Origin of the sequence: Streptomyces sp. NPDC051569 (assembly GCF_044454085.1) — a bacterium.
In the GTDB taxonomy this organism is placed as follows: domain Bacteria; phylum Actinomycetota; class Actinomycetes; order Streptomycetales; family Streptomycetaceae; genus Streptomyces.
In genome coordinates, this window is sequence record NZ_JBITDJ010000012.1 from 1 (window position 1) to 17,724 (window position 17,724).

Here is a 17,724-nt window from a genome sequence, read left to right on the forward strand (position 1 = left end):
AACAAGGACCTCGACAATCCTCATTCTTGCTGGTCAGAGGCACTTTTCGCTTACCTGACCACCCATCGGACGCCCCGCTTCATGAAAGCGCGAGGCTAACGGCCCACGGGCTCCGGCCTCTCGCAGCTGCTCGCGACCGGGAGCGAGCAGCCCTCCCGTGCCGCGTCGAGCAGCGTCAGCATCACGTCCAGGACGTGGCGCGCGAGATCCGCCGAGGTACGGTGCGGACGGTCGGAGGCGATCGCGTCCGCCAGGTCCCGCAGACCGACGCCGCGCCCCGCACCGGCGTATCCGGCGGAGACCGGGAGGGTCTCCCACTCCCCGCCGGCCGGGTGCAGATCGACCGGCCCGTCGAAGCCGTTGGGGTCGGGCAGCGACAGCGAGCCCTCCGTGCCGTACACCTCGATGCGCGGCAGCCGCACGGCCTGGATGTCGAAGCTCATCACCAGTGTGGTGAGCGCCCCGCCCGCGTGTTCCAGGACGCCGGTCACATGGGTGTCCACGTCGACCGCGAACCGCTCGCCGGCCCGGGGCCCGCTGCCGATCTCCCGCTCCGCGCGCGGCCGGGAGGCGACGCCGGTGACCTTCACGACCGGCCCCAGCAGATGGACCAGCGCGGAGAGGTAGTACGGCCCCATGTCGAGCAGCGGACCGCCGCCCGGCCGGTAGTAGAACTCCGGGTCAGGGTGCCAGCGTTCGTGTCCCGCCGTGGTCATGAAGGCCGTCGCGGCGACCGGCCTGCCGATCAGCCCGTCGTCGACCGCCTTCCGGGCCGTCTGGACGGCGGTGCCGAGGACGGTGTCCGGCGCGCAGCCGATCCGGGGCCCGTCGGCGCCCGCCCCGGCCAGCATCGCGTCCGCCTCCTCACGGGTGGCGGCCAGCGGCTTCTCGCCGTAGACGTGTTTGCCCGCGGCGAGCGCGGCCCGGGCGACCTCGGCGTGGACCGCCGGGATGGTCAGATTCAGGACGGCGTCGACATCGGGGCGGGCCACCAGCTCCGCCACCGAGCCCACCGCCTCCGCCCCGGGCACCCGGGCGGCCGCCGCCCCGGCGCGGCCCGGATCGAGATCGGTGACGGCGGTGAGCGTCACGTTGTCCAGCTGCTCCATGGTGTCCAGATAGGCGCCGCTGATCTTGCCCGCGCCGACCATGCCGATCCTCAGCGGCTCGCCCACAGGAGCCCCCTCTCGGTGAGTGTCCGTACCTCGGGTACATCGAAGTCGTCCGGCTTGTGGCCGATGGCGGAGACGAAGACGCGGCCCGCGCCCCAGTTCCTGGTCCATACGGCCGGCATGGTGACCGGCCGCGACCTGTCCCCGTCCGCCTCGAACTCCGTCGCCGCCAGGACGTCGATGAGCGGGTCCGTGGCCACCCAGTACTTCTCCGTGTGGACCCGGAAGTCGGCCAGACCGGCGATCACGGGATGGTCGGCCTGTTCCTCGACCAGGGTGACCGCGTGGTCGGAGAAACCGTGCGGGTGCATCAGGAACTGTCCGCCGGTGAGCAGCTGGTAGCCGAGGTCACCGCGGAACGAGTCGACGATCCCGCCGTGCCAGCCGGCCAGACCGGTGCCGGCGCGGACGGCCGCGACGAGCCCCGCGCTCTGCTCCCGGGTGATCTCGCCCATCGTCCAGCAGTGGACCACCAGGTCGGTGCCGGCGAGCAGTTCGGCGTCGGTGTAGACGTCCAGGGTGTCGGAGACCCGGACGTCGTAGCCGTGCTCGCGCAGGAAGGGCAGGAAGAGCTCCGTGATCTTCACGGGCTCGTGTCCCTCCCAGCCGCCACGGACGACAAGAGCCCTTCGGGCATCGGATGTCACGGTCGTTGCACACTCCCATCGGTGTTGCGCAGCAGGGCCCAGCGGTCGTGCTCCAGCGGCTCGGGCACGGGGTGACGGCGGGCGGCGGCCTCGTCGAAGTCGACGCCGTGGCCGGGTGTCTCATGCGGTGCGAGGCCCCCGTCGCGGGCCGTGATCGTGCCGGGGAACACCTCGGCGACCGGGGGTTTGAAGGCCGCCGCCTCCTGGACACCGAAGGCATGACTGCTGATGTCCAGGGCGAGGGTGGCGGCCTGGGCGACGGGGCTGACGTCGGCGGGCCCGTGCGGGGCCAGCCGTACGCCGCGCAGTTCGCAGAAGGCCGCCAGCTTGCGGGCCGGGGTGAGACCGCCCAGGGTCGGGATCCGGATCCGGGCGAAATCGATGGAGGGGCCCTCCAGCAGCGGCAGGAACTGGCCCACGTCGCTGAAGAGTTCACCGACCGCGAGCGGTACGGAGGAGCCGGCCCGCAGCGCCGCGAAGTGCGCCGCGTCCTCCGGGGCGAGCAGGTCCTCCACGAAGTACAGGCCCGCGTCCTCGACCCGGCGCAGGAAGTCCCGCGCCTGGCGCGGGTCGAGCCGCTCGTGCACGTCGTGCAGCAGTTCCACGCCGTCGCCGACGCGCTCGCGTACCTCCGTGAGGACGGACGGCACGGTCCGTACGTAGGCGGCGGAGTCCCACGGCACCGCACGGCGGCGTACCGCCCCGGCGTCCACCTCGCGCGCCGCCTTCGTGCCGTACGTGTCGGACCCGGGGACCGCCACCTGGACACGGACATGCCGGTAGCCGCGCTCCACGGCGGCCAGCACCTGGTCCGCGATCTCCGTGGCGTCGGCGCCGTCGACATGGGTGTAGGCCTCGGCGCGGGTGCGGACCCGGCCGCCGAAGAGGGAGTGGAGCGGGGCGCCGAGCCGCTTGGCCTTGAGGTCCCACAGTGCGACATCGATGCCGCCGAGTGCGTTTCCGGTGATCGAACCACCGCGCCAGTAGGCGCTGTTGAGCATCAGCCGGTGGATGTCCTCGATGTCGTCGGGGTCGCGGCCGACCAGCATCGGCGCCAGGTAGTCGTCGAGTACGGAGCGCACGGCGAGGGTGCGCTGCGGATCGCTCGCACACCCCAGGCCGTACAGCCCCGGTTCGTTGGTCTCGACACGGACGATGAGATGGGGGCAGCCGTGAGGGGCTGTCAGGAACGTGCGTACGGCCGTGATGCGGATCTTGGCGCCGCGTTCCTCGACCCAGGGAGCCGGGGCGAGGACCTCGGAGCGGGCATCAGGCTGAGCCATGCGAACTCCAGCGTACAGATGGCAGAATGATGTTCTGCTACCCGAACGTAGGGAGCGGCAACCAGATTTGTCAATGACTCTACTTAATCAAGCCCGGAACGGGCTCAGTGCTGTCCGAGCCGCTTGAGGAGGGTCCGCAGCGCGTAAGCGGCCTCGGTGACCGCGCCGGCCACCTCCTCGGCACGGGCGTCGTCCATCCGGCTCTTGGGCGCCGAGCAGCTGATCGCGTCGCCGCCGCCGTGGCCGGTGCCCAGCGCGACGGCCACGCACCGGATGTCCGGCGAGTTCTCGCCGTCCTCCGCCGCCCAGCCGCGCAGCCGCGCCCGCGCCAGCTGGGCCAGCAGCTCGTCCGGGTCGGTGACGGTGTCCGGGGTGAGCCGCTCCAGCGGCCAGTTGAGCCGCATCCGCACCTCGGCCCCGTCGTACTGGGAGAGCATCGCCTTGCCCAGTGCGGTGGCGTGCGCGGGGAGCCGGCGGCCCACCGCCGAGTACATCCGCAGGGCATGCCGGGATTCGCGTTTGGCCAGGTAGACGACGTCCGTGCCATCGAGTCTGCCCAGATGGACCGACTCACCCGTCTCCTCCGCCAGGGCGTCGAGCACCGGTCCCGCGAGGCTCGCGACATCGTCGCCCTCCAGATACGCGGTCCCGGTCAGCAGGGCTTTGAGGCCGAGGCTGTAGCGGGTGCCGGACGGATCGAGATCCACCCAGCCGCGGGCCTCCATGGTCCGGAGGATCGCGTGCAGGCTGCTCTTGGGCACGGCCATCGCGCCGGCCATCTCGGCGAGCGAGAACCGGGCGCCCTCCGCGCCGAGTAGTTCGAGCACCTCAAGTACCCGAGCGGCGGACTTGACCTCTTCGGGCCTGCGCCCGCGCGCTGCTGCTGCCACCGATTCCACGGAACCTCCGCTTCCCGCACCGGAGCCCCTCGGCCAACCGGTCAGCACGAAATCTCGACGTGCGTCTTGACGCTATATCACCACGACCATAAGTTCAGTCACTCCAACGTCATTCGCTCTTCTGAACGGCCTTCTGAATAGTTGATCCTTAGGTAGGGGCCATGCGCATATCTTTCTCGCGGAATGTCCGGCGCGCGGCGGTCGCCGCGGCCACCGCGCTCTCGCTCACCACCCTCTCCGCCTGCGGCGGATCGTCCGGCTCCGGCAGCGACGCGAACTCGCTGGAGATGTGGACCTTCAAGCAGTCCCATGTCGCCGCGCTGCGCACCGCCGCGGCCGAATTCGAGAAGCGGACCGGTATCTCGGTCAAGGTCGAGGCCTACACGCCCGACGACGCCTACACCACCAAGGTGCAGAGCGCGGCGAAGACCGGCGACCTGCCGGACGTACTGGAAGTGCACTCCGACGGCGAGGACCGGGTCTTCGGCGCCGCCGGGGTCGTGTCCGATCTCAGCGGCGACTTCAAGGGCGCGTGGGCGGACCGGATCCAGGGACCCGTTCAGCAGTCCGGCCTCGTCACCGACCAGCGGTTCAAGGACTCCCGGCCCGGCACCGCCAGGGACCACGGCATCGAGAAGGGCGCCCGTTACAGCGTGCCGCTCACCGTGGGCACCTTCGGCATCGTCTACGCCAACAGGAAGACGCTGGCCGACGCGGGCATCACCGAACCCCCGGCCGACTGGGCCGGCTTCCTGGCCGCGCTGAAGGCCACCACCGCCAAGGACCCGAAGAACGGCGGCCTCGCCCTCGGCCTCAAGGTCCAGGCCACCGGCCTGACCTGGGTCCTCCAGCCTCTGGCGTTCAGCCAGCTCGGACAGGTGAAGTACGAGGCACTCTTCGGCAAGGACAAGAGCGCCGACTTCGCCTCCCCGGACGGCATCAAGGTGCTGGGCCTCTACGACCAGCTCACGCCGTACTGGATGCCGGGCTCCCAGAGCCTCACCATCGACCAGGCCGACCAGGCATTCGCGCAGGGCAAGGCCGCCTTCGACATCGGCGGCACCTTCACCCTCGCCTTCCTCCAGCAGAACGGGATGAGCCCCGACGACGTGTTCACGTTCGGGCTGCCCTCCCCGAAGGACGGCGCGGTCCCGGACCGCGCGCTCGGCCCGCTCGCACTGACCGGCCTCAGTGTCGCCGCGACGAGCAAGCAGCCGGAGAACGCCAGGAAGTGGATGGAATTCCTCTCCGAGGGGAAGATCGCCGCGCGGTTCGCCAAGGACGCCTCCGATGTGCCGGCCACCGAACTCGGCGCGGAGTCATCCGCCGTGCTCGGCCCCGCGCTCGCCGCCATGGTCGACAGTTTCAAGGGCACGCCGGAGAACACGTACGACCCGAGCCGTGGCAACGAATTCCGCGCCCCGGGCTACGAGCAGGACGACGCCGGCGAGATCCTCGCCGACCTCACCCCCCTCAAGCAGCAGTCGGTCGAGGAGACGGCCCGTCAGCTCCGTCAGCTCAACAGCTCCTACTGGGCGGCGGCGCGGCAGTGACCACGGCTCCCCGACAGGCCGCACCGGGGGCGTCCGGGGGCAGTGGCGAGAGCCGCCGTCTCCCGGCCGGGGCCCCCGGCGCGGCCGGCAAGACGCCCCGCCGGCGACCGCGTTCGTACGAGAGCATCACCGGGTACCTGTTCGTCGGCCCGGCGGTCGTCCTCTTCTGCCTGATGGGCCTGTACACCGTCGGATACGGCTTCGCGCTCTCCTTCGCCACCTGGAACGGCTTCACCCCCCGGTGGACCTGGGTCGGTCTCGACAACTACGCCGACCTGCTGTGGCGCAGCCCCGTCTACGCGCCCCGCCTGCGGCACGCCGCGCTCAACACCCTCTGGGTCATGATCGCCGCACCGGCCCTGACCGTCGCGGTCTCCTTTCCGCTGGCCGTACTCCTCAACCGGGTCAGGCGCCTACGGTCGGTGCTGCGCTCGGTGTACTTCCTGCCGTACGTGACCAGCGGCGTCGCGGTCTTCTTCGCCTGGCAGTACATCCTCCAGCCGGACGGCGCGGTCAACGCCCTGCTGGACGGCCTGGGACTCGGCTCCCTGAGCCAGCCCCAGGGCTGGCTCGGCAACCCCGCCACCGCACTGCCCACCATGATCGTGGTGACCATCTGGGGGCAGGTCCCGGTCGCGATGCTCCTCTACCTCACGGGACTGCAAGGGGTCGACCGCAGCGTGCTGGAGGCCGCGGAGCTGGACGGCGCCGGCTGGTGGCGTACCAACGCGTCGGTCGTCTGGCCGCTGGTCAGGCCCATCACCGCCGTGGTCATGCTGCTCAACCTGCGCGAATCCCTCCAGGGCTTCCAGACCTTCCTGGTGATGACGAACGGCGGCCCCGGTGACCACACCAATGTGCTGGGCCTGGAGGCGTACCGCCTCGCGTTCCTGAAGAACCTCGCGCCCACCCTCGGGCTCGCCAGCGCGCTCGGCTGGATCCTGTTCGCCGCCGCCCTGGTCCTCGCCCTGATCAATCTCCGGGCGCTGCGGAGCAAGACATGACATCGCGGAGCACCACATGACATCGATCCCGCTCGACACCCGGCGCCGGGCACAGCCCCCCGCCCGGCCCGCCGCGCCCCACGAGGCCACGGCCCGTACCCGCCGGCTCATCGCCCGTACCGTCGTCGGCGTCCTGCTCGGGCTGTACGGCCTCGTCAGCGTCTACCCGTTCCTGTGGATGGTCTCGGCCGCCTTCAAGGACCAGGCGGAAGTCGTACGCGGCGGACACCTGATCCCGCGGAACCCGACCTTCGACACCATCGTCGACACCTGGAACAAGCTGCACTTCTTCGACTTCTTCCTGAACAGCCTGCTGGTCACGCTCTACACCGTGGTGCTGACGCTGGTGATCTACGCGGCGGCCGGCTACGCCTTCGCCGTGCTGCGCTTCCCCGGCCGCGGCGTGCTCCAGAAGCTCTTCGTCTCCTTGCTCTTCGTGCCCGGCATCACGGTTATGCTGCCGATCGTGCTGCTGGAGAACACCATGGGCATCCTCGGGTCGCACTTCGGACTCGTCCTCCCCTTCGTCAACGGCGGCGCCCCGCTGTCCGTCCTGCTGATGACCGGGGCCTTCCTCGCCGTCCCGGCCGAGCTGCGCGACTCCGCGCGTGTCGACGGGGCGAGCGAGCTGCGCGTCTTCACCAGCGTCTATCTGCCCCTGGCCAGACCGGCGCTGATCACGGTGGCGCTGCTGACGGCGATCCCCACCTGGAACGAATTCCTGCTGACCCGGGTCTCGCTCAACGACCCGGACACGTACACCCTGCCGCTCGGCCTCCAGACGCTCTCCGCCGAGAACGTGCCCCACTACAACAACCTGATGGCGGGTGCGCTCATCGTGGTCATCCCGGTGATCCTCCTTTTCCTCAGCCTGCAGCGGTACTTCGTCAACGGGCTGGTCGGGGCGGTGAAGGGCTGATGCGCGTGCTCGTCACCGGCGCCGCCGGTCACATCGGACGCTTCGTCATCGACGACCTGCTGGCCCAGGGCCACCGGATCGTCGCCACCGACCTCGTCCCCGTCGACGATCCGCGCGTCGACACCGTCCACACCGGGGATCTCCAGGATCCCGACCTGGTGGCCGAAGCGATGGACGGGGCCGAGGCGGTCGTCCATCTCGGCGCCATCCCCCATCCCAACATGCCCGACGCGAGCGCCCTGTTCGCCACCAACTGCCTGACCGCGCACCGGGTGCTGGACCAGGCGGGCCGCCACGGCATCCGCCGGGTGGTCGCCGCCTCCAGCCTGTCGGCCGTCGGCCTCGCCTGGTCGCCGGTGCCGCGGTCACCGCGCTACGTGCCGCTGGACGAGGAACACCCGATCGTCGTCCAGGACCCCTACGGGCTCTCGAAGGTCGTCCTGGAGGAGGTGGCCCGCGCCACCCACCGGCGCTACGGCACCGACATCGTCTGTGTGCGCTTCCCCTTCACCGGGACCGGCGAACGGCTGGAGCGCCAGCTCGACGCGATCCGGTCCGATCCGGCCGCCCATCGGATGGACCTGTGGGGCTGGCTCGACACCCGGGACGCGGCCGAGGCCGTCCGGCGGTCTCTCGAAGCCGAACTGACGGGCTGTCATGTCGTCAATGTCGCCGCCCCCGACACCTCCTCGCCGATCCCGACGGCCGTACTGATGGAGCGCTACCACCCCGGCGTACCGGCCTTCGCCGAACTCGCCGGCCACAGCTCGCTGTTCGACACGGGCCTCTGCACCGAGCTGCTGGGGTTCGTCCCCCGGCACGGGTGGCGCGCGCCGGAGGACTCCGGGGTCTGACTCCGGGGTCTGACTCCGGGGTCTGAGAAGAGCGATCGGGGGCCGTCCGGGCCGCGAAGGACGCGCGGCACGGACGGCCCCGTGGCGGTCTCAGGGCAGCATGCCCGGGTCGATCACCGTGCCGAATTCCGACTCCGTACCGAAGCCGAGCCAGCCGACCCCGAAGCCCATCGCGGCGAAGAACAGCCCGCCGCAGGTGAAGACCACGCAGAAGGCGAGCCCCAGGGCCAGGCCGACCCCCGCTCCGACGGAGGACGTACCGGCGACCGCCGCACGCTCCGGCCGCTCCGGCAGATAACGGACCTGGACGAGGTCGCCGATGACGCGGGGGAGACCCGAGGTGTCCTCGATCCGGATGTCGCGGCCGTCCTGGGTACGGAAACCGAGGATCACATGCCGGGTGCTGGTGTCTCCCGGCTGGTCGGGCCCGATGCGGGAGGAATGCGTCACATAGGTGTCCAGGACACGTGCCTGGGCTGCCAGACCGTGTGTGAGTGCCCGCCCGCGCCACCGCATCCGGCACAGCAGGGTGATCCCGAGCCCCGCCCCCACGCACGCGAACAGCAGTCCGATGAGACCGATGAGTACGCCGAAGGCCCCGCCGATTGCTGACATCTGGTTCCCCCCGAGGTGACCGCGCTCCGTGGAGCGACTCTGTGAAGAATGATGCGCCATGACCTCATCCGGTTCCCTCCCCGGCGGACCGGCCGGAGCCCGCACCCGGGCCGGGGCGCGCCGGGGGCGGCGACGGCGGAGAAAGCGGGCGCCCGCTTTCTCCGCGCACGCCCCTGTCCCGGCCGGGAGAGCCGCGTTAGGCTGCGGGACGGCTCAGCAGCAGTGCAGATACGGAGACCGCACACCCATGGACACCGCCCCGCGCCCCGTCGGCGAACTCACCTACCGGGACGCCACGCCGGCCGACACGACAGCGCTCGTCATGCTCATAGAGTCGGCCTACCGGGGGGACAGCAGCCGTACCGGCTGGACCACGGAGGCGGACATCCTCGAAGGGCAGCGGACCGACGCCCAGGGCGTCCTGGACGTGATCGAGGCACCGGGGAGCCGGCTGCTGGTGGTGGAGCGGGAGGGCGATCTGATCGCCTGCTGTCAGATCGAGCACCGAGGTGAGGCCGCCTACTTCGGCATGTTCGCGGTGGCGCCCGGTCTGCAGGGCGAGGGCCTCGGCCGGCGGATCATCGCCGGCGCGGAGCGCATCGCCTGCGAGACCTGGGGCGTCAGCCAGATGCAGATGACGGTCATCACGGTCCGCGAGGAACTGATCGCCTGGTACGAGCGGCGGGGCTACCGCCGTACGGGAAAGCTGATCCCCTTCCCGTACGGTGACGAACGCTTCGGCATACCGCAGCGCGACGACCTCACGTTCGAACTGCTGGTCAAGCCCCTCGTCTGACCTCCGTACCGGCGCCGGCGGCCGTACCCGCCGCGTCGTGCGACCAGGCCCTGTCCGGGCGATCTCCGCCGGCCCGGAGAGATCGCCGGGACAGGACCTGAGGGGCTCAGCCGGTGAACCGGCCGGCCGCCCGCCGGATCTCGGGCAGGTCCGTGGTCGCGCCCTGGAGCCCGAAGGCACGCGCCAGCCGCAGCCGCTCCTCGGTGTTCACCAGCCAGCCGATGACCCCGAGCCCCTCCGCGTGCGCCCGCTCGACGACCTCCAGGGTCAGTCTGCGCATGCCCAGGGCCAGCGTCGCGGCCCCCACCGCACGGGCCCGGTCCACCACGTCGTCGTCCCAGCGGCTCGCGATCAGCACCGTACGGACGCCCGGCACCAGGTCGGCGATCTCCGCGACGGCCGCGTCGTGGAACGACGACACCTCGACCCGTTCGGTGAGCGAGCGCCGGCGCATCACCTCGGCCAGCGCGCGCGCCGCCGCCGCGTCCTTGATCTCGGCCTGGACCGGGGACCGTACGACGTCCAGGACCTCCTCGAAGAGCGGGATCCGCTCGCCCTCGCCCGCGTCCAGCTCCCGTAGCTCGGCGAGGGTCAGCTCGGCGATCGCGCCCGTACCGTCGGTCGTACGGTCCACGTCCGTGTCGTGCATGACGACGAGGGCGCCGTCCTTGCTCAGGTGCAGATCCAGCTCGATGGCGTCCATGCCCGCGCGCTCCGCGTGGACGAAGGACCGCAGGGTGTTCTCCGGCTCGACACCCATCACCCCCCGGTGACCGATGATGAGGAAACTCACGACTCGCTCGATTCCGTCGACCGCGGGTTCCGCGTGGCGGCCCGGTGCCGCTCCCGGCAAGCTCTGCCCCGTCGCGCCGCCCGGCACACCCGCTCGGTGTGCCGGCGCCGTGGCCCGGGGGCCGCTCCCCCCACGGGCCCGGTGCCGTGCGAAGCGACGGATGCGTGTGTCTCACCCCACAACCGCAGGAAAAATGGCGGTGACCATGGGGGGTCGACAGGATAATTTGTACCGCTTCCGGTTGTGAAGAAGAACGGTCGGCCTATACGGTGATTCGACGCCAAGTTCTACGGTGGAGGACGTGACATGACGGAAATTCTTGCGCAGGACGCCGCTGTACCCGATATAGCCGGCGCTGCCCGGGTGGTCGATCACCCAGCCTGGCCCGAACTCAAGAATGCCGTCGAGGAGATCCGCCCCTGGCAGTCCAAGGACGGCTCCATCGACTTCGACTCCGACGGCGCCCCGTCCCGCGCCGCCGTCGAGGAGGTGATCGGCCGGGTGATCACCGCGGTCGAGCGGCTCTCCCCGCTGCTCCCGCACGACGCCGGCTATCACCGGGCGCTCGTCGCCGACCTGCGCGCCTGGGCCGACAGCGCCTTCGCCGTGCCCGACTTCCTGGACTCGCTGCTCGCCTTCCAGCCCGCCGCGGACCGGGCGGACGGCCTGCAGCACCTGGCCGTCTTCCCCATGTACACCCAGAACGGCAACCCGGACCGCAACCTCGAAGCGGTCGTGCTGCGCATGGTCTGGCCCGACTGGCTGGCCGAGCTGGAGCGCACGCGCTACGACAACCCGCTCTTCTGCGGCATCACCTTCGAAGGGTTCACCCCGGGCTACGACACCAACTCCGCGGTGTTCTTCCCGGAGACCATCGCCGTACGCGAGGCCCCCGAGCGGTTCACCTGGGGCGGCATCTTCTGCGACCGGGAGGCCGCCCGGTTCCGCCGTGTCACCGAGGGGGCCGTCAGCACCCTCGGCATCGACCTTCCCGACGACATCCGCGAGATGATCGCCGACCAGGGGCGCTGCCAGGAGGCCTTCGTCCTCTGGGACATGGTCCACGACCGCACCCACAGCCACGGCGACCTGCCGTTCGACCCCTTCATGATCAAGCAGCGCCAGCCGTTCTGGATGTACGGCCTCGAAGAGCTGCGCTGCGACCTCACCGCGTTCCGTGAGGCCGTGAAGCTGGAGGCCGACGGCTTCCCGCAGGGCCGCGACGTCCAGTTCGCCGTGCTCTTCGACCGGATGTTCCGCTTCCCGGTCACCGGCGCGCGCGAGCGGAACTACGACGGCCTCGGTGGCCAGCTGCTCTTCGCCTACCTCCACCAGCACGACGTGGTGCGCTGGACCGACAACACCCTGCGCATCGACTGGGAGCGGGCCCCGCAGGTCACCAACCAGCTCTGCGCGGAGATCGAGGACCTCTACCGGGCCGGCATCGACCGCCCCAAGCTGGTCCACTGGCTCGCGGCGTACGACCTGGTCTCCACCTACCTCTCCCCGCACCCCGGCTCGCGCTGGGCCAAGGGTCCCGACGCCCTCGACCTCACACAGCCGCCCCGCAAGCTCGTCGACGACGTGCTGCCGGACGAGTTTCCGCTCAGCATGTTCTTCGAGGCGCTTGCGAAGAAGCTCAAGGACGTGGTCGCCTCGACGCGCGGGATCACGGCGTCCGACACCGAGCGAGCGGCCGCGTGAGTTCCCAGGAACGGGAGACGACGGCCATGACCGGAGACAGCGACATGAGCGGCGCGACACTGGACGGAGCCGTGATCGCGGTGGCCGGGGCGGCCGGTCCGGCCGGCCAGGCCACCGTCCTGCGGCTCGCCGCGGCCGGTGCGACGGTCGTCGCCGCCGACGCGGACACCACGCGTCTGGGCGAAGCGGTCGACGCGGCCCGGGACGCCCGCGCCGGAGCCACCGTCACCGGCGACACGGTCGACCTTCTCGACCTCGCCGCCACCCGGGCGTGGGCCGAGCGGACCGAGAAGACGTTCGGCCGGATCGACGGACTGGTCCACCTCGTCGGCGGCTGGCGCGGCAGCCCGAGCTTCGCCGAGACCGACCTGGCCGACTGGGAGGTGCTGGAGAAGCTGCTGATCCGTACGGTCCAGCACACCTCCCTCGCCTTCCACGACGGACTGCTCCGCAGCGACCGGGGCCGCTATCTGCTGATCAGCGCCGCGGGCGCGTCCAAGCCCACCGCTGGCAACGCCGCCTACGCCGCCTCCAAGGCGGCGGCCGAGGCGTGGACCCTGGCGCTCGGTGACGCCTTCCGCAAGGCGGGGGGCGAGGACGGACCGCGCGCCGCGGCTGCGATCCTGGTGGTCAAGGCACTGGTGCACGACGCGATGCGCGCCGAGCGCCCCAATGCGAAGTTCGCGGGTTTCACGGACGTCACGGATCTGGCCGAGGCCATCGCCGGACTCTGGGACCGGCCCGCACGGGAAGTGAACGGAAACCGCCTGTGGCTGACCCCCGAGACGTGAGGTCCCGTACGACGGACGCACGCCGCCACCACGACCCCGAGGTGCGCGGCTTCGCCAGCGACAACTACGCGGGCGCCCACCCCGAGATCCTCGCGGCGCTGGCCGTCGCGAACGGCGGCCACCAGGTCGCGTACGGCGGAGACGACTACACCGGTCACCTCCAGCGGATCATGCACAGCCACTTCGGTGCGGCGGCGGAGGCATTCCCGGTCTTCAACGGAACCGGTGCCAACGTCGTCGCGCTCCAGGCGCTCACCGACCGCTGGGGCGCGGTCATCTGCGCCGAGTCCGCGCACATCAACGTGGACGAGGGCGGCGCCCCCGAGCGGGTCGGCGGCCTGAAGCTGCTGACCGTACCGACACCCGACGGCAAGCTCACCCCGGAGCTGATCGATCAGCAGGCGTTCGGCTGGGAGGACGAGCACCGGGCGATGCCGCAGGTCGTGTCCATCACCCAGAACACCGAGCTGGGCACGGTCTACACCCCGGACGAGATCGGCGACATCTGCCGGCACGCCCACGACCTGGGCATGAAGGTCCATCTCGACGGCGCCCGGATAGCCAACGCCGCCGCGTCGCTGGACGTACCGATGCGCGCCTTCACCAACGCCGTCGGGGTGGACGTCCTCTCCTACGGCGGCACGAAGAACGGCATGCTCTTCGGCGAGGCCGTCGTCGTCCTCAACCCGGACGCCGTGCGTGCGATGAAGCATCTGCGCAAGCTGTCCATGCAGCTGGCGTCCAAGATGCGCTTCGTCTCCGTGCAGCTGGAGGCGCTGCTCGCGGGCGACCTGTGGCTGCGCAACGCCCGGCACAGCAACGCGATGGCCCAGCGCCTCGCCGAGGGCGTACGCACGCTGGACGGGGTGGAGATCCTCCATCCCGTCCAGGCCAACGCCGTTTTCGCGCGGCTGCCGCACCACGTGAGCGAGCGCCTGCAGAAGCGCTTCCGCTTCTACTTCTGGGACGAGAAGGCGGGCGACGTCCGCTGGATGTGCGCCTACGACACCACGGAGGACGACGTCGACGCCTTCGTGCTCGCACTCCGGGAGGAAATGGCCGCGTAGCCGCCGGCAGCGCGCCGTGAGCCGACGAAGGAGGGCCGGCCGGATCCCCGGGGATCCGGCCGGCCCTCCTTCGTCGCCCTCTTCGTCGAGCCGGCGTACGTTCCTCCGCCGGCCCGGATCGGCCGGCGAAAAGACGTTTCAGCCGATCTCCGCCGCGCGGACCTCGGCCGGGGTCGGCGCGGTCCCACCGAGGTGTGCGGGCACCCACCAGGTGTCGTCCGCGTCCCTCGGGCGGACCGGATACGCGCGCTGCGCCGCCTCCAGCAGCTCCTGCACCCGGTCCCGCAGCCGCCGGGTGATCGCACCCGCGTACTGGTCCGCGGGCGCCTCCAGCGGCTCACCGACCCGGAGCGTCACCGGGATGTGGCTGCGCTTGAAGTTGCGCGGCCGGCCCTTGGTCCAGACCCGCTGGGTGCCCCACAGCGCCATCGGGACGAGCGGAACGCCCGCCTCCTGCGCCATGCGCGCCGCACCCGACTTGAAGCTCTTGAGGGTGAACGACGGCGAGATGGTCGCCTCCGGGAAGAGCCCGATGATCTCGCCGGAGCGGAGCGATTCCAGCGCCTGCGCGTACGCCAGCTCCCCCTGCTCGCGGTCCACCGGAATGTGCTTCATGCCGCGCATGAGCGGACCGGACACCTTGTGCCGGAAGACCGACTCCTTCGCCATGAAGCGCACCAGCCGCTTCTGGGGGAGTGCCGAGAGTCCCGCGAATATGAAGTCCAGATAGCTGATGTGGTTGCTGACGAGCACGGCGCCACCAGTGCGCGGGATGTACTCGGAACCCTGAGTGTCGATCTTCAGGTCCAGCGCCTTGAACAGGGTGCGGGCGGCGCCGATGACCGGCCGATAGACGAGCTCTGCCATCTGGTTGAGGACCCTTCTGTTCCGGGGAGGTTCTCCCTGCGGAAGTTACGCAGCCGTAGGTTTTCGGCATTGGGCCGATCGTGCCCCATACGGGCCCCGGTGGCCAGTCCTGGTCTGCGCGTACGGCGAGATTCTCGTCACGTCGCGGAAACGCCGGCGCCGCGTCGGCGCACCGCGGCCGTCGCCCGCCGCAGCAACAGGTACATCTCGCACCCCAGGCAGTACCCGAAGGCCGCGTTCAGGAAGGCGGCGGCGAGGGCGCAGCCGGTGGCCGCCATGCCCAGCCACAGGGGCCCCCAGAAGTACCCCACCAGGCCGACCAGGGCGAATCCCAGCCCGACGGCCTGCGCGAAGCGCGGCGGCGCGGGAGATTCGTACTCCGCCGCGGGCCCGAGGCGCGGGCGCACGACGGTACGGAAGAGCAGACCGTACGGCGAACGCCCCACGCCCGCCGCCGCTCCGATCGCGAAACACAGCGTCTGCCAGGCGAGCAGGCCGCCGCTGCCCGTGACGAGGGCGCCGGCCAATACCACGGTGGTGACGGCCGCGCCGAAGCGCGGCCCTCTGATGTCGATGTCCATGGCGCCAGCATCTCGCGCCCGGGCCGCCGCGCGGCCACGGAATATTTTGCGGTTCTGTGAACGCTGCACCCGGCGATGACGATCACAGGACTGGTGGTGTGCGCGGCGGTGCTCGCGGCGGCGAGCCTCTTCGGAGTGCTGCACCGCCGTAGCGACGGGAGGCTCACGGTGCGGCGGGACGACGAGAGGCGGCTCGGCCCGGCCGAACTGGGCGCGGAGCTCGGGGAGCGTGCCACGCTCGTCCAGTTCTCCAGCGCGTTCTGCCAGCCCTGCCGGGCGACCCGGCGCATCCTCGCCGAGGTGGCCGGCATGGTCGACGGCGTCGCCCATGTGGAGCTGGACGCCGAGGAGCGGCTGGACCTCGTACGGGAGCTGGGCATCCTCAAGACCCCCACGGTGCTCGTGCTGGACGCCACCGGCGGCATCGTGCGCAGGGCCGCCGGGCAGCCCCGCACGGTGGATGTGATCGCCGCTCTGGGTGAGGCGGTGTGAGATATGCCCTTGACGGCGGCGGCCACGCCTCGTCACCCTGACGAGATGCCCCAGGAACTCCTTCTCCACGGGCGGGCCGATGTCGACCTGGCTCGCAATGCGAGCGCGCGCTGTCCGGCTGTCTGAGCAGCCACGGACCCGCCTCCTCTCTCCCCGCAGAAGGACAACTCGATGACGGCTACGCCCGATCTCGGCACTCCCCGACTGGCCTCTCCCGATCTGCTCCGCTCCGTCTTCCGGCGGCACGCGGCGGGGGTCGCGGTCATCACGGCCCAGGGTGAGCGCCCTGTCGGATTCACCGCCACCTCCCTCACCTCGGTGGCCGCCGAGCCCCCCATGATCTCCTTCGGCGTGGACACCGCCTCCTCCAGCTGGCCGGTCCTCTCCGAGGCGTCCCACATAGGGGCGCACATACTCGGCGATCACCAGGAAGAGCTGGCCGGCACCTTCGCGCGCAGCGGCGCCGACCGGTTCGCGCCGCCCACCGCCTGGCGGACCGGACCCGAGGGCGTGCCCGTGCTGGACGGCGTACTGGCCTGGCTGGTCTGCCGCGTCGTCGCCCGCGTCCCGGCGGCCGGCCACCGCGTGGTGATCGCCCAGGCGGTCGTCGGGGACCCCGCCGGAGCCGGCCGTCCTCTCCTCTACCACCAGGGACGCTTCAACGCGCTGCGCGACTGAGAGTTCCCTTCCCCGCATCCGTCCCGCGTTGGGCATGTCACAGTTCACAGGGCTTGCCCGGCGGGAACACTCTGGGTGTACTGGCGAGTAATATTTACTCGGGTGCGCCGGTCTCCCGACCGGAAACCGCCCGGTAAGGCGCCTATGCTGCGTGCAACAAGGCAGCCCAGAAATGACGATGCAGTAGGAGAGCCGGCGTGAGCTTGAGGATCGTTGTCTGTGTGAAGTACGTGCCCGACGCCACCGGCGACCGGCACTTCGCCGATGACCTGACCGTCGACCGGGACGACGTCGACGGACTGCTGTCGGAGCTCGACGAGTACGCGGTCGAGCAGGCGCTGCAGATCGCCGGCGAGGCGGACGACGCGGAGATCACCGTACTGACCGTCGGCCCCGAGGACGCCAGGGACGCGCTGCGCAAGGCGCTCTCCATGGGCGCCGACAAGGCCGTCCATGTCGAGGACGACGATCTGCACGGCACCGACGCCCTCGGCACGTCCCTGGTGCTCGCCAAGGCCATCGAGAAGACCGGCTACGACCTGGTCATCTGTGGCATGGCATCCACCGACGGCACCATGGGCGTGCTGCCCGCCATGCTCGCCGAGCGGCTCGGAGTCCCGCAGGTCACGCTGGTCTCCGAGGTCTCGGTCGACGGCGGTCTGGTCAAGGGCCGTCGCGACGGCGACTCCGCGAGCGAGCGGCTGGAGGCGTCCCTGCCCGCCGTCGTCTCGGTCACCGACCAGTCCGGCGAGGCCCGTTACCCCTCCTTCAAGGGCATCATGGCCGCCAAGAAGAAGCCGGTGGAGACCCTGGACCTGTCGGACCTGGAGATCGACGCCGCCGCGGTGGGTCTCGCGGGCGCCTGGACGGCGGTCGACTCCGCGACCCAGCGCCCGGCCCGTACCGCCGGCACGATCGTCAAGGACGAGGGCGAGGGCGGCAAGCAGCTCGCCGCCTACCTCGCGGAGCAGAAGTTCATCTGACCTTCGGTCACTCCCTCAACCGCCCC

General features: G+C 70.8%; 19 protein-coding genes. 11 read left to right on the forward strand and 8 right to left on the reverse strand.

Annotation, left to right across the window (positions count from 1 at the left end; all coding sequences use genetic code 11):
- Positions 1-95: 95 nt before the first annotated feature.
- From ACIBAE_RS18350 to ACIBAE_RS18365, 4 genes are all read right to left on the reverse strand, one after another.
- The gene (locus ACIBAE_RS18350; protein ID WP_399286154.1) at positions 96-1,175 is read right to left on the reverse strand and encodes a Gfo/Idh/MocA family protein; all 1,080 of its coding nucleotides are present in this window, start codon (positions 1,173-1,175) and stop codon (positions 96-98) included.
- Positions 1,160-1,819, reverse strand: coding sequence for a ThuA domain-containing protein (locus ACIBAE_RS18355; RefSeq protein WP_399286156.1), 660 nt, complete (start codon positions 1,817-1,819; stop codon positions 1,160-1,162). The genes ACIBAE_RS18350 and ACIBAE_RS18355 overlap by 16 nt, the downstream gene beginning before the upstream one ends.
- On the reverse strand, positions 1,816-3,102 hold the full coding sequence (locus tag ACIBAE_RS18360; protein ID WP_399286159.1) for an enolase C-terminal domain-like protein: 1,287 nt from the start codon (positions 3,100-3,102) through the stop codon (positions 1,816-1,818). Before ACIBAE_RS18360 ends, ACIBAE_RS18355 begins: the two co-directional genes overlap by 4 nt.
- A 104-nt stretch (positions 3,103-3,206) precedes the next feature.
- Entirely contained in the window at positions 3,207-3,992 is a 786-nt protein-coding gene (locus tag ACIBAE_RS18365; protein ID WP_399286162.1) for an IclR family transcriptional regulator, read from the reverse strand.
- A gap of 170 nt (positions 3,993-4,162) precedes the next feature.
- Between ACIBAE_RS18365 and ACIBAE_RS18370 the strand changes: the two genes are divergently transcribed.
- The 4 genes from ACIBAE_RS18370 to ACIBAE_RS18385 are packed head-to-tail and all read left to right on the forward strand — an operon-like array spanning position 4,163 to position 8,331.
- Positions 4,163-5,554 (forward strand): ABC transporter substrate-binding protein, encoded by a 1,392-nt coding sequence (locus ACIBAE_RS18370; RefSeq protein ID WP_399286165.1) that lies wholly within the window; start codon positions 4,163-4,165, stop codon positions 5,552-5,554.
- Positions 5,551-6,558 carry a carbohydrate ABC transporter permease gene (locus ACIBAE_RS18375; protein WP_399286168.1) on the forward strand — a complete coding sequence of 336 codons (1,008 nt, stop codon included), beginning with the start codon at positions 5,551-5,553 and terminating at the stop codon, positions 6,556-6,558. The genes ACIBAE_RS18370 and ACIBAE_RS18375 overlap by 4 nt, the downstream gene beginning before the upstream one ends.
- Positions 6,559-6,574: 16 nt before the next feature.
- Positions 6,575-7,477, forward strand: a complete 903-nt coding sequence (locus ACIBAE_RS18380) for a carbohydrate ABC transporter permease (protein WP_399286171.1) — start codon at positions 6,575-6,577, stop codon at positions 7,475-7,477.
- Positions 7,477-8,331, forward strand: coding sequence for an NAD-dependent epimerase/dehydratase family protein (locus ACIBAE_RS18385; RefSeq protein WP_399286174.1), 855 nt, complete (start codon positions 7,477-7,479; stop codon positions 8,329-8,331). Before ACIBAE_RS18380 ends, ACIBAE_RS18385 begins: the two co-directional genes overlap by 1 nt.
- A 90-nt stretch (positions 8,332-8,421) precedes the next feature.
- On the opposite strand, the gene ACIBAE_RS18390 is transcribed toward ACIBAE_RS18385, so the two are convergent.
- Positions 8,422-8,946: a DUF3592 domain-containing protein gene (locus ACIBAE_RS18390; RefSeq protein WP_399286177.1), complete on the reverse strand. Its 525-nt coding sequence runs from the start codon at positions 8,944-8,946 to the stop codon at positions 8,422-8,424.
- A gap of 247 nt (positions 8,947-9,193) precedes the next feature.
- On the opposite strand from ACIBAE_RS18390, the gene ACIBAE_RS18395 reads away from it, so the two are divergent.
- Complete coding sequence (locus tag ACIBAE_RS18395; protein ID WP_399286179.1) at positions 9,194-9,742, forward strand: GNAT family N-acetyltransferase; 549 nt, start codon at positions 9,194-9,196, stop codon at positions 9,740-9,742.
- Between the two features lie 106 nt (positions 9,743-9,848).
- Here the strand turns inward: ACIBAE_RS18395 and ACIBAE_RS18400 are convergent, their stop codons facing one another.
- Positions 9,849-10,502: a glycerophosphodiester phosphodiesterase gene (locus ACIBAE_RS18400; protein WP_399286532.1), complete on the reverse strand. Its 654-nt coding sequence runs from the start codon at positions 10,500-10,502 to the stop codon at positions 9,849-9,851.
- 339 nt (positions 10,503-10,841) lie between these two features.
- On the opposite strand from ACIBAE_RS18400, the gene ACIBAE_RS18405 reads away from it, so the two are divergent.
- The 3 genes from ACIBAE_RS18405 to ACIBAE_RS18415 are packed head-to-tail and all read left to right on the forward strand — an operon-like array spanning position 10,842 to position 14,097.
- Positions 10,842-12,239: a DUF6421 family protein gene (locus tag ACIBAE_RS18405; protein WP_399286182.1), complete on the forward strand. Its 1,398-nt coding sequence runs from the start codon at positions 10,842-10,844 to the stop codon at positions 12,237-12,239.
- A 26-nt stretch (positions 12,240-12,265) separates the two neighbouring features.
- The gene (locus ACIBAE_RS18410; RefSeq protein WP_399286534.1) at positions 12,266-13,030 is read left to right on the forward strand and encodes an SDR family NAD(P)-dependent oxidoreductase; all 765 of its coding nucleotides are present in this window, start codon (positions 12,266-12,268) and stop codon (positions 13,028-13,030) included.
- Positions 13,009-14,097: a threonine aldolase family protein gene (locus ACIBAE_RS18415; protein WP_399286184.1), complete on the forward strand. Its 1,089-nt coding sequence runs from the start codon at positions 13,009-13,011 to the stop codon at positions 14,095-14,097. The genes ACIBAE_RS18410 and ACIBAE_RS18415 overlap by 22 nt, the downstream gene beginning before the upstream one ends.
- A gap of 138 nt (positions 14,098-14,235) precedes the next feature.
- Here the strand turns inward: ACIBAE_RS18415 and ACIBAE_RS18420 are convergent, their stop codons facing one another.
- Both ACIBAE_RS18420 and ACIBAE_RS18425 read right to left on the reverse strand, forming a co-directional pair.
- Complete coding sequence (locus ACIBAE_RS18420; protein WP_399286187.1) at positions 14,236-14,964, reverse strand: lysophospholipid acyltransferase family protein; 729 nt, start codon at positions 14,962-14,964, stop codon at positions 14,236-14,238.
- Between the two features lie 137 nt (positions 14,965-15,101).
- Positions 15,102-15,545: a DUF4395 domain-containing protein gene (locus ACIBAE_RS18425; RefSeq protein WP_399286190.1), complete on the reverse strand. Its 444-nt coding sequence runs from the start codon at positions 15,543-15,545 to the stop codon at positions 15,102-15,104.
- An 81-nt stretch (positions 15,546-15,626) separates the two neighbouring features.
- On the opposite strand from ACIBAE_RS18425, the gene ACIBAE_RS18430 reads away from it, so the two are divergent.
- The 3 genes from ACIBAE_RS18430 to ACIBAE_RS18440 all read left to right on the forward strand — a co-directional run bounded on the left by ACIBAE_RS18430 (position 15,627) and on the right by ACIBAE_RS18440 (position 17,698).
- Positions 15,627-16,037 (forward strand): TlpA family protein disulfide reductase, encoded by a 411-nt coding sequence (locus ACIBAE_RS18430; protein ID WP_399286536.1) that lies wholly within the window; start codon positions 15,627-15,629, stop codon positions 16,035-16,037.
- A 171-nt stretch (positions 16,038-16,208) separates the two neighbouring features.
- On the forward strand, positions 16,209-16,715 hold the full coding sequence (locus ACIBAE_RS18435) for a flavin reductase family protein (RefSeq protein ID WP_399286193.1): 507 nt from the start codon (positions 16,209-16,211) through the stop codon (positions 16,713-16,715).
- Between the two features lie 197 nt (positions 16,716-16,912).
- On the forward strand, positions 16,913-17,698 hold the full coding sequence (locus tag ACIBAE_RS18440) for an electron transfer flavoprotein subunit beta/FixA family protein (RefSeq protein ID WP_399286196.1): 786 nt from the start codon (positions 16,913-16,915) through the stop codon (positions 17,696-17,698).
- Positions 17,699-17,724 lie beyond the last annotated feature (26 nt).

Bases quoted from the DNA above. Each gene is read 5' to 3' on its own strand.
- ACIBAE_RS18370 (WP_399286165.1), top strand. From the start codon at position 4,163: ATGCGCATATCTTTCTCGCGGAATGTCCGGCGCGCGGCGGTCGCCGCG.
- ACIBAE_RS18395 (WP_399286179.1), top strand. From the start codon at position 9,194: ATGGACACCGCCCCGCGCCCCGTCGGCGAACTCACCTACCGGGACGCC.
- ACIBAE_RS18390 (WP_399286177.1), bottom strand. From the start codon at position 8,946: ATGTCAGCAATCGGCGGGGCCTTCGGCGTACTCATCGGTCTCATCGGA.
- ACIBAE_RS18435 (WP_399286193.1), top strand. From the start codon at position 16,209: ATGACGGCTACGCCCGATCTCGGCACTCCCCGACTGGCCTCTCCCGAT.
- ACIBAE_RS18425 (WP_399286190.1), bottom strand. From the start codon at position 15,545: ATGGACATCGACATCAGAGGGCCGCGCTTCGGCGCGGCCGTCACCACC.
- ACIBAE_RS18360 (WP_399286159.1), bottom strand. From the start codon at position 3,102: ATGGCTCAGCCTGATGCCCGCTCCGAGGTCCTCGCCCCGGCTCCCTGG.
- ACIBAE_RS18420 (WP_399286187.1), bottom strand. From the start codon at position 14,964: ATGGCAGAGCTCGTCTATCGGCCGGTCATCGGCGCCGCCCGCACCCTG.
- ACIBAE_RS18410 (WP_399286534.1), top strand. From the start codon at position 12,266: ATGACCGGAGACAGCGACATGAGCGGCGCGACACTGGACGGAGCCGTG.
- ACIBAE_RS18405 (WP_399286182.1), top strand. From the start codon at position 10,842: ATGACGGAAATTCTTGCGCAGGACGCCGCTGTACCCGATATAGCCGGC.
- ACIBAE_RS18385 (WP_399286174.1), top strand. From the start codon at position 7,477: ATGCGCGTGCTCGTCACCGGCGCCGCCGGTCACATCGGACGCTTCGTC.
- ACIBAE_RS18380 (WP_399286171.1), top strand. From the start codon at position 6,575: ATGACATCGATCCCGCTCGACACCCGGCGCCGGGCACAGCCCCCCGCC.
- ACIBAE_RS18400 (WP_399286532.1), bottom strand. From the start codon at position 10,502: ATGGGTGTCGAGCCGGAGAACACCCTGCGGTCCTTCGTCCACGCGGAG.